The organism is Streptomyces sp. NPDC046335 (assembly GCF_055587985.1).
In genome coordinates, this window is record NZ_JBVJFF010000003.1 from 527,960 (window position 1) to 542,389 (window position 14,430).

The 14,430-nt window shown below is 70.1% G+C and carries 9 protein-coding genes; 1 reads left to right on the plus strand and 8 read right to left on the minus strand.

Annotation, left to right across the window (positions count from 1 at the left end):
* Positions 1-90: 90 nt before the first annotated feature.
* Positions 91-2,214, minus strand: a complete 2,124-nt coding sequence (locus tag ACZ6JY_RS08990) for a DNA gyrase/topoisomerase IV subunit B (RefSeq protein ID WP_469193737.1) — start codon at positions 2,212-2,214, stop codon at positions 91-93.
* Between the two features lie 439 nt (positions 2,215-2,653).
* Between ACZ6JY_RS08990 and ACZ6JY_RS08995 the strand changes: the two genes are divergently transcribed.
* Entirely contained in the window at positions 2,654-2,884 is a 231-nt protein-coding gene (locus tag ACZ6JY_RS08995) for a DUF7455 domain-containing protein (protein WP_062780115.1), read from the plus strand.
* 166 nt (positions 2,885-3,050) lie between these two features.
* Here ACZ6JY_RS08995 and ACZ6JY_RS09000 read toward each other — a convergent pair whose 3' ends face one another.
* From ACZ6JY_RS09000 to ACZ6JY_RS09030, 7 genes are all read right to left on the minus strand, one after another.
* Positions 3,051-3,881: a serine protease gene (locus ACZ6JY_RS09000; protein ID WP_469193740.1), complete on the minus strand. Its 831-nt coding sequence runs from the start codon at positions 3,879-3,881 to the stop codon at positions 3,051-3,053.
* A gap of 133 nt (positions 3,882-4,014) precedes the next feature.
* The gene (locus tag ACZ6JY_RS09005) at positions 4,015-5,556 is read right to left on the minus strand and encodes an RNA polymerase sigma factor (RefSeq protein ID WP_469193742.1); all 1,542 of its coding nucleotides are present in this window, start codon (positions 5,554-5,556) and stop codon (positions 4,015-4,017) included.
* Between the two features lie 443 nt (positions 5,557-5,999).
* Positions 6,000-6,887: a FadR/GntR family transcriptional regulator gene (locus tag ACZ6JY_RS09010; RefSeq protein ID WP_447040421.1), complete on the minus strand. Its 888-nt coding sequence runs from the start codon at positions 6,885-6,887 to the stop codon at positions 6,000-6,002.
* 158 nt (positions 6,888-7,045) lie between these two features.
* The gene (locus ACZ6JY_RS09015; protein WP_469193744.1) at positions 7,046-9,316 is read right to left on the minus strand and encodes an ABC transporter ATP-binding protein; all 2,271 of its coding nucleotides are present in this window, start codon (positions 9,314-9,316) and stop codon (positions 7,046-7,048) included.
* A gap of 200 nt (positions 9,317-9,516) precedes the next feature.
* Positions 9,517-10,278, minus strand: a complete 762-nt coding sequence (locus ACZ6JY_RS09020) for an NUDIX hydrolase (protein ID WP_469193746.1) — start codon at positions 10,276-10,278, stop codon at positions 9,517-9,519.
* Between the two features lie 117 nt (positions 10,279-10,395).
* The gene (locus ACZ6JY_RS09025; protein ID WP_469193747.1) at positions 10,396-12,468 is read right to left on the minus strand and encodes a glycogen debranching N-terminal domain-containing protein; all 2,073 of its coding nucleotides are present in this window, start codon (positions 12,466-12,468) and stop codon (positions 10,396-10,398) included.
* 219 nt (positions 12,469-12,687) lie between these two features.
* Positions 12,688-14,289: a DUF4192 domain-containing protein gene (locus ACZ6JY_RS09030; protein WP_469193749.1), complete on the minus strand. Its 1,602-nt coding sequence runs from the start codon at positions 14,287-14,289 to the stop codon at positions 12,688-12,690.
* Between the last annotated feature and the right edge of the window lie 141 nt (positions 14,290-14,430).

Consider the following 14,430-nt stretch of genomic DNA (forward strand, 5'->3'; position numbering starts at 1 on the left):
CCCTCTCCTTACCTCTTTTTGTTCGTCATCCTCCCCCCCCCCCCCCCCCCCCTCCCCCCCCCCCCCCCCCCACTGCCGTGAAGGTGCCCGCTAGGCGTCGATGCGCGAGCGGTCCAGCGTCGCCGCGGAACTGGTGATGAACTCCTTGCGGGGCGCGACGTCATTGCCCATCAGAAGGTCGAAGACCTGTTCGGCGGAGTCCAGGTCGGAGATGTTGATCCGGCGCAGGGTGCGGAAACGCGGGTCCATCGTGGTCTCGGCGAGCTGGTCGGCGTCCATCTCGCCCAGGCCCTTGTAGCGCTGGATGGAGTCCTTGTAGCGCACGTTCTTGCGCTGGAGCTCGAGCAGCGTCTCGCGCAGCTCCCGGTCGGAGTACGTGTAGACGTACTTTTCCTGTCCCTTCTTGGGCTGGCTCAGCTCGATCCGGTGCAGCGGCGGCACCGCGGCGAACACGCGGCCCGCCTCGACCATGGGCCGCATGTAGCGCTGGAAGAGGGTCAGCAGCAGGATCCGGATGTGCGCGCCGTCGACGTCGGCGTCGACCAGCAGGATGATCTTCCCGTAGCGGGCCGCGTCGATGTCGAAGGTCCGCCCCGACCCCGCTCCTATGACCTGGATGATCGCGCCGCATTCGGCGTTCTTCAGCATGTCCGTGACGGACGCCTTCTGCACGTTGAGGATCTTGCCGCGGATCGGCAGCAGCGCCTGGAACTCGGAGTTCCGCGCCAGCTTGGCCGTGCCGAGCGCGGAGTCGCCCTCCACGATGAAGAGCTCGCTGCGCTCCACGTCGTCGCTGCGGCAGTCCGCCAGCTTCGCCGGCAGCGAGGAGGACTCCAGGGCCGTCTTGCGGCGCTGGGCGTCCTTGTGCTGACGGGCGGCGATACGTGTGCGCGCCGCGGCCACGGCCTTGTCCATCACGGCCCTGGCCTGCGCCTTCGCGTCCCGCTTGGTGGACGTGAGGAACGCCTTGAGCTCCTTGGCGATGACGTTCGCCACGATGCGGTTGGCGGCCGAGGTGCCGAGGACCTCCTTGGTCTGTCCCTCGAACTGCGGCTCGGCGAGGCGGACGGTGACCACCGCGGTCAGGCCCTCGAGGGCGTCGTCCTTGACGATGTCGTCCTCGGCCACCCGCAGCACCTTCTGGCTGCGCATCGCCTCGTTCATCGTCTTGGTCAGCGAACGCTCGAAGCCGCTCACATGGGTGCCGCCCTTGGGGGTGGCGATGATGTTCACGAACGACCGGATCGTCGAGTCGTAGCCGGTGCCCCAGCGCATCGCCACGTCCACGGTCAGCTCACGGGTGACCTCGGTGGGGGTCATCTGGCCGTGCTCGTCCAGGACCGGCACCGTCTCCTTGAAGGTGCCCTGCCCGGAGAACCGCAGGACGTCACAGACCGCCTTGTCCTGCGCCAGGTACTCACAGAACTCGCTGATGCCGCCGTCGAAGCGGAAGGATTCCTCACCCTTCGAGCCGCCGTCGCCGAGGCCGAGCTCGTCGCGCACCACGATCGTCAGTCCCGGGACCAGGAAAGCGGTCTGCCGGGCACGCTGGTGGAGGTTCTCCAGCGACAGCTTGGCGTCCTTCAGGAAGATCTGCCGGTCCGCCCAGTAGCGCACGCGCGTGCCGGAACGTGCCTTGGGGACCTTCTTGACCTTGGTGAGCTTCGCCGACGAGTCGAAGGCGGCGTCCGGGCCCGACTTCGCGAAGGCGCCGGGGACACCCCGCCGGAAGCTGATCGCGTGCGTGTGCCCGGCGCGGTCGACCTCGACGTCGAGGCGCGCGGACAGGGCGTTCACCACGGAGGCGCCCACGCCGTGGAGGCCGCCGGAGGCAGCGTACGAGCCACCGCCGAACTTGCCGCCCGCGTGCAGCTTGGTCATGACGACCTCGACTCCGGAGAGGCCGGTTTTGGGCTCGACATCCACCGGGATGCCGCGGCCGTTGTCCCGCACCTCCACGGAGGCGTCGTCATGGAGGATGACCTCGATGTGGTCGCAGTACCCGCCAAGGGCCTCGTCGACGGAGTTGTCGATGATCTCCCACAGGCAGTGCATCAGGCCACGGCTGTCCGTGGACCCGATGTACATGCCAGGACGCTTGCGGACCGCCTCCAGTCCCTCCAGGACGAGGAGATGCCGCGCGGTGTAGTTGGAACCGTCCCGGTCTGCTCCGGTCAGCAACGCTGTGGACGGCACGGACGTATCGGCGGTCACGCGGTTCGCTCCTCGCTGAATTTCAAAGGGGGCCCTTTGGGGTAAGGGCTCGGCTGCGGTTGCCCGTCAGAGGGTACCGAGGCCTGGTAGAGCCGTTGTAACGCCACCCTCGGCTCAACTCAGACTAGTCCAGACTCGCATACGCGTTCGATCGCTCGATGGAGTGAAGCGCACGTCACGTTCCCTTCGAGGCATGAACCATTTAGGCTCCGGGCACGTCCTCATGAACGACCGGCAAGCCAGCCGGGAGGACCCGACCTGACAGACAGCGCGAAACCGTAAGACTCGTAAGAGACGCAATACGGCACATTCGCCGCCAACCGGCAACGGACAACCTCTCGGAAGAAATTTTCGAGGAAAAGCCACGAGCGGGAACGTTTTCGGCCTGGTTGGATGTTGACCCTGGTACGACAGCTCGTCGAGCTAGAGAAGAGGCGACGTGACTACTGTTCTGACCCCCGCGAGCCCCCTGACGGCCGCTGATCGCTGCGACCGCTGCGGCGCCCAGGCATACCTGCGCGTCGTCCTGTTGAGCGGCGGTGAACTGCTCTTCTGCGCCCACCACGGTCGCAAGTTCGAGCCGGAACTCAAGAAGATCGCCGCTGAGATACAGGATGAGACGGAGCGCCTGACCGCCGTTCCGGAGACCACATCCGAAGAGGAACGCTGACACCTCGCAACCACGACGAGCCAGCTCCGGCGCACCAGGCCGGCGACGGGCGGCGGCCCCTGCCCTACCAGCAGGGGCCGCCGCCCGCTCTCGTCACAGGGGCCTCTGAGCCCCGTCTCAGGGGTCTCAGGCCTCCCGCACCGCCCGCCCTGGACGCCTGCGGGCGTCAGCCACGCGCGCGAACGACTTTGGCGGCGTCCGAGATCCGCGTGTAGACACCAGGGCGCCCTGGGCGGCCGCAGCCGCTCCCCCAGGACACCAGGCCGATGAGTCGGCCCTGGGCCACCAGCGGCCCGCCACTGTCCCCCTGACAGGCATCCTTGCCGCCTTGCGGCTCACCGGCACACAGCATGGTCGTGGCCAGGTACTTCCCGTCGACGCTGCCCGGATACGCCTGCTCACACACCGTGTCAGCGAGTACGTGCACCTTCGCCGCGTGCAGCGAGCGCGCGTACTGCCCATTCCCCGTGGTGTCCCCCCAGCCGTAGACGGCGGCCGGCGTCCCCGCCCGGTAAGCGGGATCACCCTGGCCCGCCATGGGAATCACGTACGACTCCGGCAGCGGGTCCGCCAGGGTCAGCGCCGCCACATCGCCGGAGTTGGTCGAGCTGTTGTACTCCGGGTTGGTCTTGACGCCACTCACGGTGATCTCGCTGCCCTCGGAGGTCCGCAGGTCGTTGCGCCCCGCGATGACCTTCAAGTCCCGCACCTCGCTCAGCGGCACACCGAGCACGGCGGCGCTCACGCAGTGGGCCGCCGTGAGAACCGTTGTCCGGCCGACCACGGCCCCGCCGCAGAACTGCCCCGATCGGGTGCCCCCGAACCGGTCACGGCTGGCGATCGCTACCACCCAGGGATGGTCGGACACCTGGACCGGGCCGCCCCCGACGACCACGCTGTCGGCTGCGGCGGGCCCTGGGGCGGCCAGCGGCAGCACGGCGGCCCCGGCCGCCAGGGCCACTGCCCCCGTCCATGCTCGGACGATGTGACCACGCATGCGATCTCCTCACTCTGGGCTCCAACGCCTACCCAGAGTCATGCACAGTCACAGAGCGCGCACCCGCGCGAAAGGCCCGAAACCTCGAAAGAGGGCTCGGGCCTTTCGGTCGCGCGGTGGTGACTCTTGTCGCCTAGTCCAGGTAGTCGCGCAGGACCTGAGAGCGCGACGGGTGACGCAGCTTCGACATCGTCTTCGACTCGATCTGGCGGATGCGCTCACGCGTCACTCCGTAGACCTTGCCGATCTCGTCGAGGGTCTTGGGCTGGCCGTCCGTGAGGCCGAAGCGCATGGAGACCACGCCCGCCTCACGCTCGGACAGGGTGTCCAGGACGGAGTGCAGCTGCTCCTGGAGGAGCGTGAAGCTGACCGCGTCAGCCGGAACGACCGCCTCGGAGTCCTCGATGAGGTCACCGAACTCGCTGTCGCCGTCCTCACCCAGGGGTGTGTGGAGGGAGATCGGCTCACGGCCGTACTTCTGGACCTCGATGACCTTCTCCGGGGTCATGTCGAGTTCCTTGGCCAGCTCCTCCGGGGTGGGCTCGCGGCCCAGGTCCTGGAGCATCTGGCGCTGGACACGGGCCAGCTTGTTGATGACCTCGACCATGTGCACCGGGATACGGATGGTGCGGGCCTGGTCGGCCATGGCACGGGTGATCGCCTGACGGATCCACCAGGTGGCGTACGTGGAGAACTTGTAGCCCTTGGTGTAGTCGAACTTCTCGACCGCGCGGATCAGACCGAGGTTGCCCTCCTGGATGAGGTCCAGGAAGAGCATGCCGCGGCCGGTGTAGCGCTTGGCCAGGGAGACCACCAGACGGAGGTTGGCCTCCAGGAGGTGGTTCTTGGCGCGGCGCCCGTCCTCTGCGATGATCTCCAGCTCGCGCTTGAGCTTCGGGGCGAGCTTGTCGGCGTTGGCCAGCTTGTCCTCGGCGAACAGGCCGGCCTCGATGCGCTTGGCGAGTTCGACCTCCTGCTCGGCATTGAGGAGCGGGACCTTGCCGATCTGCTTCAGGTAGTCCTTGACCGGGTCGGCGGTGGCACCGGCGGCGGCGACCTGCTGAGCCGGCGCGTCGTCCTCGTCCTCGTCGGAGAGTACGAAGCCCTGGGCGCCTTCCTCGGCCGGCTCACCCTCGGCGGGCTTGCCGGCGGCGGGCGTCTCGTCGGTCGCCTCGTCGTCCAGAAGCTCGTCGGCGTCCTTCTTGGACGTGGTCTTCTTTGCCGCCGTCTTCTTGGCGGCGGTCTTCTTTGCGACGGCCTTCTTCGCCGTCGTCTTCTTGGCTGCGACCTTCTTCGCGGGCGCGTCGTCGGCGTCATCCCCGGCCGGCGCCTCAGTGGCGGCCGTGGCGGTGGGTTTCGCCGTGACGGTCTTGGCCGCGACCGTCTTGGTCGCGGTGCGCTTGACCGGGCTCTTCGCTGCGACGCTCTTGCGGGGGCGCTTGGGCTCCGCGGCACTGACCATCAGCGTCACACCCTCTTCCTCGAGGATCTGGTTGAGGCTGCGCAGAACGTTCTTCCACTGAGTGGCCGGAATCTGGTCAGCTTCGAAGGCACGACGCACGTCATCGCCGGCGATCTGCCCATCAGCCTTTCCCCGCTCGATGAGCGCCATGACAGAGACGGATTCGGCGATCTCCGGCGGGAGCGTACGGGATGTGCTGGCCGACACGAACAACCTCTCGGAACGTTGGAAAACGGCTTCCGGCCCCGTCCATTGTGGACCGGAGCCGACGACCGGCGGCAGGGGATTGGGCCGACGGCGCGGGCGGGGGCCGGGGAGCTTCACAGCGTCACGAACGACCGCTGTATTCCCTCCTCGGCTATCACCTCTTAGGTCATCGCGCTGTTCCTTGGAGCGTTACGCCCAATCCACGTGGCCCGAGTCACACCCCGTAAGTGATCAAAACCCTCTATATACGGCCAGAAGCTACCTATACGCATGCACGAATGATCCCCCGATACCCCACGAAACAATCCTCGCGATCTCGCCGCCGGACCGCGCTGAGCTCATGGGAGCCCGCAGCGATCCGGCGACACCTGCCGAGCGGAACCGTCGTCACTCAGAAGCGACGGAACACCGCGGCGAGGCGCGCGCACGACGGCGGCATGAGAACGCGGTCAGTGCTCGCGGGGGGCGGGGACGACGCGCTCCACCTCGGGGTGGACGGTGAGGAGCTGCCGCATGGCGGCCTCGGCACCGGCACCGTCGCCCGCCGCGAGGGCGTCGACGACGCGGGAGTGGTGGACCAGGGAGCTCTCGCTGGGGCGGTCACAGCCGGTGACCGGCCCGCCCGAGACCTGGAGGGCGGCCGAGACGATGCCGGACAGGTGCTCGAGCATGCGGTTGCCGGCAACTTGGATGAGCAGCGAGTGGAACTCGGCGTCGGCACGGGAGAAGGTCAGCGCATCACCCTGCGCCAAGGCGTGGCCCATGATCTCGACCATGTCGGCGAGGCGCTGCTGCACCTCCTCACGGCCGTGCCCCGCGGCGAGGCGGGCGGCGAGCGGCTCGATCATCCAGCGGAGCTCTCCGAGCTCGCGGCGCTGGTCGTCGCGCTGCGGCCCGAAGGCACGCCACTCGATGATGTCCGGGTCCAGGAGGTTCCAGTCGCTGACGGGACGCACGCGCGTGCCGACGTTGGGACGGGCGCTGACCAGGCCCTTGGCCTCCAGCACTCGCAGCGACTCGCGGACGACGGTGCGGGAGACCTCGAAGCGCTGGCCGATCTCCTCGGGGACGAGCGGGCGGTCGGCGCCGAGGTCGCCGGAGACGATCATCTGACCGAGCTGTTGGACGAGCTGGCCGTGCAGCCCGCGGCCGCGGCTGCCCGCGGCGCGCCGGCCCACACGCCCCAGGTCCTGGTCGGGGCCGTCCCACACGGGGGCGACTACGCGGTCCCGGCCATGGGACTCCGCGTAGGGGTAGCGGTCGAGGTCGCCCGGACCCGAGAGACCGGAGTCGGCGGAGCGGGCGGTGGACATCATGGTGTGCGCAAGGGTACTCACGGATCAGTTGTCGGCGTGGCCCCCAACTCCCTTGAGGTCTTTGGTGAAAAGCACACGAAAGGGTGATCGCTCACCCCGCCGCAATTGACGCCTTATCGGAAAGAAATGAGCGTCGTACGGGAGTTGTGCGCAGGTCCGCAGCCGAGGGCACCGGACGGTCATCCTCTGACCCTGCTGCGCACCGTGGTGAGCAGATACGCACAGAGCAAGGTGGTCAGCGACAACATCAGTGCAGTACCCACGGGTTGGGTGATCATGCGAACCCCGGCCGCCAGATAGCGTTCACTGCCGAACGGCCACTGAACCAGCGCGAGGTTCCGCAACCGCCCCGGAAACCCCGCCGCCGACCGCACAGCAGTCCCCTCAACGGCCTTCTGTACGAGTGGCACCACGAGGATCGGCACCGCGAGCACCGCGGCGAGCCCAGCAGTCGTGGAACGGAATACTCCGGCAGCCAGCACCCCCGCCCACGCACATCCCACCAACATGGCCGCCCAACTCGCACCCAACACAAGCCAGTCCGCGGGAACTCCCGAGAGCTCCTCTCCGTATACAAGGTGAAGCAACGCGGCATCGGTACCCACCGCGAGCACACCGAGCAGCAGCGCCGTGGCGGCGGCGACGAGCAGCTTGGCGGCGAGCAGGCCCAGCCGGCGCGGGACGGTGCCCCGGTCCGTCGCGAGGGCGGGGTGCCGGAACTCATCGCCGAAAGCGAGCGCACCCAGCAGCCCGGCACCCAGGGCCGCGGGCGGCAACGGAAGTTCGCTCGGCCATGCCGCCAACAGACGGGGCCGCGGTGTGTGCCCGACCCTAGCCAGGAAAAGGCTGACCACGGCGGACGCGGCGAGAACGGCCGCCAGGGTGAAGTAGCCGGTGCCGACACCTGCGAGGCGACGCAGTTCATAGTGCAGGGGGCGCAGAGGTGTGCGCCCTGGGCGGACGGTGATGGGGGGCGGCAGAGCGGAGACGGGGTTCGCGGGGGAGGGAGGGGGCGGGGCGGGGGGATTGGTCCCGCCGGTGAGTGACGCGGTGCCGCCCCGCGGCAGCGGGGCTGTGTCGCCGCCCTTGAGCGGTACGAGGCGGATGGCTGCCGTCTCGGCCTGGGGAGGTCCTGCCTCGCCTGCCGTCCGCGCGTCGGTCGCTGGGGCGAGGCACTTCTGTGGCGTGTTTTCGGTCCGGCGTTGGGTGCCGATGTCGGCTTGGGCTGGGGGGCTGCCCTCGGTCAGCGGCGTCAGAGGTTCGTCGGAGGTCCGGGCGGGCTGCGCCTGGAGGTCCGCCCCGGCGTGGGCGGTCGGCGGCTGGGGCTCGTCCCGGGTCTGGGCGGACGGCGCCTGCCGCTTGCCCTCGGCTTGAGTCGGCCCGGCAACGCCGGCCGTGCGAGAGTCGCTGGAGGTCGACGCGGTGATGACGGGGATGGCCTGCGGCGACGGCTCCGCCTGCGGCTTCGACTCCGACTCCGACTTCAGCTCCGGCTCCGGCTCCGGCTCCGGCTCCGGGTGGGGCTTCGGCTTCGGCTTCGGCTTCGGCTGAGTTGGCGGGTCGGAAGGGGCGGACGGGCCCGCGTCGCCGAGTTCGTCGGCGAGTTGGTGGACGAGGATGCCGTGGCGGTACGCGGTCTCGCCCACTTCGGCACAGTTGCTGCCGTATACGGAAAGTCTGTTGCCCTCCTCCTTGACCACCTCGATGGGTTGCCGTGCCGCGCGGGCTTCCTTGGCGAGGAGCGCGCCGAGGCGGGCCGCGTGGGGGGTGAGGACGGCGACGCGGGGGCGGAGCCTGGTCCGTGCGAAGTCCGTGGCTTCCTGGTCCGCGATGAGCCGCCCCGCATCCAGGGTGACGACGCGGTCGGCGGTTCGCGCCGCTTCCTTGGGATCGCCGGTGGTGAACAGGACCGTGCCGCCCCGGCTCGCGTGGGCGCGCAGGATCTCGTGGAGCCAGGCACCTTCCCGGGCCGAGAGTCCTTCGGCAGGGCCGTCGAGGACGAGGGTGTGCGGGTCGGCGAGCAGTGCGCAGGCCAGACCGAGGCGGCGGTCCATGCCGCGCGACAGGGTGCCGAGGCGCTGGTCCCGGAGGCTGACGAGGCCGACGGCCTCGAGGACGTCGTCCGCACGTCCGGTGGGCACCGCGACGGCGGCACACAGCATCCGCAGGTGATTGCGGACCGACCGCGCGGGATGGCCCGGGACCTCGCCCAGGAGGACGCCGACCTCGCGTGAGGGCTGGGCGATGCGGTGGAGCGGGCGTCCTCTGAAGTACGTGACACCGCGGCCCTGTTGGAGTTCGAGCATGAGCCGCAACGCCGTGGTCTTGCCGGCGGCCTCGGCGCCGAGCAGCGCCGTGACACGGCCGGCGCGTGCCTCGAAGGACACGTCGTCGACGGCGGGCGGGAGCTCCTGGCGGGGATTGCTGGTCAGTCCGATGGCCTGGATCATCGCTTCTCTCGCAGGATGTGCGACCGCTCGGCGGCCGGGGCCCGTCCTCCACCGGAAGAGGGGGACGAACCCCGCGGGTACCACAGCAAGATAACGCGATATATACGGCTTTTCGGGCAGGGTGGCCGTTGCTGGTGTCCCTCCGCATGGCGCGGAAGGCGAATCGGCGGGCCGACCGGCGGCAGCGGTGAACGCCGGCGTCAGACCTCGGGGCGCAACATCGGAGGGTTGAGGAGTGTCGCGCCTCCCGCGCGGAAGAGCTGGGCGGGGCGACCGCCCTGCCGGGTCGTGGTGCCGCCGGTGGGCACGAGGAAGCCCGGGGTGCCCGTGACCTTGCGGTGGAAGTTGCGGGGATCGAGGACGACGCCCCACACCGCCTCGTACACCCGCCGCAGCTCGCCGACGGTGAACTCCGGCGGGCAGAAGGCCGTGGCCAGCGAGGAGTACTCGATCTTGGATCTGGCGCGTTCGACCCCGTCCGCGAGGATCTGTCCGTGATCGAACGCGAGTGGCGCCGACGGCTCTCCCTCGCGTCCGTACCCACCCTTTTCGAGCAGGGTTTCGACGGGCGCCCAGCGCGCGCTGTGCGCGTCGCCGCCCGCGCGGGGTGCGGGCAGGTCCGGGGCGAGGGCGAGGTGGGCGACGCTGACGACGCGCATCCGGGGATCGCGGTCGGGGCTGCCGTATGTGGCGAGCTGCTCGAGGTGCGCTCCGTTGGCCTGGGCCGGGGCGGCGGGGTCGTGGGCGCAGAGACCCGTCTCCTCGCTCAGTTCGCGTGCCGCCGCGGACGACAGGTCCTCATCGGGACGGACGAATCCGCCGGGGAGTGCCCAACGCCTCTGGAAGGGCTGTTCACCGCGCCGCACGGCCAGTGCGCAGAGTGCGTGGCGGCGCACGGTCAGCACGACCAGGTCGACGGTGACGGCGAAGGGCGGGAAGGCCGACGGGTCGTAGGGCGACATGCCGCGATCATAGTCGTCTGCCTGACGATAAACATCTCCTTCGTCCACTGCTTACCGGCCCGTTTTCAGCGGCCGCCCGGCTGCCCCTCCTCGGGAGCCGGCTCCGTAGTCGCCAGGTCACACCCCCAACTGCAGTTCATCGGCCGCTTCCTCGACCATGACCAGACCCAGTCGGCTCACCCGTACGGAGAAGGGGGCGTCGGCGACACTCAGCGAGGTCAGGCCCAGCTCTCCCAGCGGGGCGCCGGGGACGGGCCGCAGCGTCACCGTGCCCGTCGGTGCGTCGGGCCGGATCCCGACGAGCGCCGCGAGAACGTGCACCCCTGCTGCCGCGGCGGTGGCCGCCGGGCGGCAGGCGGCCGGGTGCGGGAGCGGAGCCGCGCCCTCTGATCGCTGCTCCCCCGCGTACATCTCGGGCAGCCGGTAGCCGAAGCTCTCGGCCGCCGACAGCATGCCTCGCAGCAGAGAGCTCGCCTCCTTCTCGTAGCCCGCCGCGAGAAGCCCCGCGACGGCGACCGCCGTCTCCTGTACACGGACCGCCCCGCTCCGATGCCCGAACGGGTTGTACGCGACCTCCTTCGCGCCCAGGCTGCGCAGCCCCCATCCGGAGTCCATGGCGGGACCGCCGAGCAGCCGGGCCAGTTGTTCGGTCCGCACCTTGTCGAGCAGTCCGGGGGCGAGCGCTCCCGATCCGAGCAGGCCGGTGTCCAGGAGGTGGGCCGCTCCACCGGTGAGGTGCGGGACGAGGCGCCCGTCGGGCAGACGCGCCAGGGCCGGTCGCCCGCCCGCCCGGTCCTCCACCCAGAACTCCGCACGGAACGCGTCCCGCAGCGACTGGGCCCACTGCCGCAGCTCGGCAACGCCGTCGCGGCCGTACGCGTCGAGTAGGTCCGCACCGAGGAGCGCGGCCCGGTGGGCGTGAGCCTGGGTGATGCAGCGCACCGGTCCGTTCGGTTGTGCGTCCGGCAGGAACGCTCGGTCGCCCACTGCGGTGCGCAGCCACCGCAGGCATCCCTCCGCGGCGGTTAGCAACTCCTCCACCTCTTTGCTCGGCAGCCCCCAACGCCATGCCTCCGCGAGGAGGGCCGGGAAGAGGAGTGTCGCCTCGGTCCCCGTGGAGTCGGGTGGCAGGTGTGGCCCCGCGTCTCTCAGCGGACCGGGGATCATGCCTGACCGCAGGTCCGGCCCGGTGAGTTGGCTGCGGGCCAGGGTGCGCAGCGTGCCGACGGCGAGTCTGGTCCCGAGCGGCAGCGTCATGCGGGCCGCGGCCAGCGCCTCGGCGGGTGCGAGTCCGCAGCGCCACGGGGCGCCGGCAGCCACGTACATGTCGGCGGGATGTTCGTGATCCCGCAGCAGCAGTGCCCGCAGGTCCTCGACGGATCGGTCGAGGAGTGGCTGCACCCTGGCGTCGTCGCCGACTGCCCTCGCCGCGGCGAGGGGACGCGTCGGGCCGTGTCCCGCCGCGCGGACGGGTCCTGCGCCGACGGATCGCACCCGCAGCTCCAGGCTCCGCGAAGCGCCCGGCGGCAGTTCCACCTCCCAGCGCAGCAGCCCGGCGGAGGCCAGTGCGTCGGCAGGTGCCGGGTCGGCCGTGACCAGGCAGTCGCCCGCGGCGGAGGACCATCGCATGCCGGAGGCGTGTACGCAGGCCGGCAGCTCCGGCCCGGCCCTGCCGGACGCGACCGCGCCGAGCTCGGCCAGATCCGTGGCGAGCGCGACCTCGACGGGCAGCCGCAGGGGGCGCACGGCCGAACTGTGCAGGGTGATCCGTTCCATACCGTCGGCGTGCCGGACCCGTTCGACGACGATCTCCGGATCGGGACCGGTACCGGTCGGCAGACGCAACGTCGCCATGAAGCGGGCGCTGTCCGCGGTGACCATGCGGGCCTGCACCGGGACCGGCTCGCGACCGGCCACGCGAACCTGGCAACGGGACAGGATCCGTCGTCCCGCGCGGTAGAAGCCTTCCAGTCCTCGACCGGTCAACTGTCCCTGTTCCGAGGAGATCACGAGGGCGGGCAGGGCCACGCAGACTAGGGACGTGTGCGCGGGCGGGAGTTCGACGGAACCGGCGGGACCGACTGGGCGCCGCGATGCCGGGGCCGGTGGGCCGGGCGAGCGAGCCGGGGTCGGCGCGTCCCGCTGGGGCCCCTCTCTGTCGGATACGGGAGACGGAGCGGAAGGGGGCATGAGGCGGCTTCTTCGGCGTTGGCTGCGTGGCCCGGGTAGGTCGGGGGTGATACCGCGGCCTGCAACGGCCACTGATACCGCCACTCAGGTGAACGGTTCCGACCCACCGCAAGTCACGCATCCGCAGCATGAAGCCGACCGCATGGAGCCAACTTCTTATGGACGCCACCGCGGAACACAGACGTGCCACCAAGGTGACCGTCCAGTGGGGCAGCGGGCTCATCGGCCGTTCCTCGCGTCTCGCCTGGCCATGCGCCACCGGTTCTGCCGCGCCGCCGGGCCGGTGTCACCGGAGGGGCGGGTGTTGCCCCAGGGGGCGGAGTCGGGTGTTCCAGCCGAGCGCGGCAGCCGACAGCGGCGGCGCCGAGGGGTGGCGCTGTTTTCCGTCGTCGCGTGCTGGGGCGATCCGTCGTTCGGTGATTCGTCGTTCGGTGATTCGTCGTCTGGTGCTTGGTCGCCTGGTCCCTGGTCGTTCGGTCCCTGGTCGTTCGGTCCCTGGTCGTTCAGTCCTTGGTCGTTCGGGACTTGTTCCGCCGGTGATGCGTCCTCCGGTTTCCACGGCCGCTGGGAGGCCCCGGCTTCTGAGGCGCCGCCATCCCCTTTGTTCCGCAGGCAGCGCCGGATGGCTTCCGGGTCCAGGCCCTCGTTGCAGGCGCGGTGCAGAAGCAGGGCGAACATGTATTCCGGGTCGGCACACAGCGCCATGTCCAGGGCCTCCTGTCCCTCCACGAGGTCGCCGAGGGACCAGGCCACCCAGCCCGCGAGGGACAAGGGGGCCGCCGCGTGCTCCGCGTATGCGCCGACACAGCGTCGCGCCAGCGCCCTCCAGAGCCGCAGGGCCGCGGGTGCCGCATCGCCCTCCATCCAGGCCGCGGCGCGATCGCGCGTCGTACGCACTTGGAGGCCGATGATGAGTGCGGCGGCCTCGTCGTGTGCGATCAGTTCGTCGTCCCTGCCGTCCTCAGCGGACGTGCCGGACACCGGCGGGGCGTCGGCCAACCGCGCCATGATGCGGCGAGCCAGCTCGAGCGTCTCCTCGGCGGTGTCGTGACCCTCCTCGCTCAGCATCCTGGGGATGAGCGCGAGGCCTGCGGCGTCGAGTGCGCGCTCCTGCTCCACCGCGCCGCCGGTCGCCCACGGCGCGAGCCGGCCCCTGATCTGGCTCTGCGTGGCATCCACTCGGACTCCCATGTAGGTCGATGCGGCGGCCAGGACCGAAGTGCCAGGCCTGAGCAGGGGGATGCCTTCCGGCGGGCAGCAGCGGGTGTCCGGACAGCAGTAGGTCCAGAAGCGGCCGTCCGAGATGCACACGACCTCGAACACCGGTACTTCCAGGGCGCCGCAGGCCGTGCGCAGCACCTGCGCGAGCGGCCGCAGGCGTTCCACGATCTGCTGTCCGGAATCCCCGGCGCCGGGCTCGCGGCAGAGGAAGGCGACGATGCCGTCGGGTCGGTCGCCCCGCCGCTCGCAACCGCCCACCAGACACTGGGCCAGCTGATCGGCGACGCAGGCCCAGTCCTCCGCGCGCTCGGGGATGCCGAGCCTCACACGTCCACCGAACCGCCCGCGTTCGCCGTGCAGGGCGATGAGAACGATGCTTTCCTCCGGCTTGAAGCCGAGCAAATACGGCAAGGCGTCCGCCAGTTCGGCCGGGGTTCGCAGGGTGACCATGGGCTCGTCGAGCGGGTCGCCGGTATGTGTCGGAGCGTCGAGTGCGACCGGGTCGCCCACACTCATCGCCTTCTCCGGCGCGATCGGCTCGCCGACCCTCATCGGCTCGTCGGGCTCGATCGGGCCGGCTGCTTCGCTGTGATTCGTCATGCGCCGACTCTGCCCCGGAAGTTGAGGCTCCGGTTGGGGCTGTGGATAACCCTGGACAGGAGCACGCCAAGGGTTATCCACAGCCCCAAACAGATGTCAGACCCGTCTTTTTTTCCGGGGGTATGGCCGGGGACATCCCCA

Excerpts from the sequence above, each read along its gene's own strand:
- ACZ6JY_RS09000 (WP_469193740.1), bottom strand. The coding sequence starts at position 3,881 with ATGCGTGGTCACATCGTCCGAGCATGGACGGGGGCAGTGGCCCTGGCG.
- ACZ6JY_RS09020 (WP_469193746.1), bottom strand. The coding sequence starts at position 10,278 with ATGTCGCCCTACGACCCGTCGGCCTTCCCGCCCTTCGCCGTCACCGTC.
- ACZ6JY_RS09025 (WP_469193747.1), bottom strand. The coding sequence starts at position 12,468 with ATGCCCCCTTCCGCTCCGTCTCCCGTATCCGACAGAGAGGGGCCCCAG.
- ACZ6JY_RS09015 (WP_469193744.1), bottom strand. The coding sequence starts at position 9,316 with ATGATCCAGGCCATCGGACTGACCAGCAATCCCCGCCAGGAGCTCCCG.
- ACZ6JY_RS09030 (WP_469193749.1), bottom strand. The coding sequence starts at position 14,289 with ATGACGAATCACAGCGAAGCAGCCGGCCCGATCGAGCCCGACGAGCCG.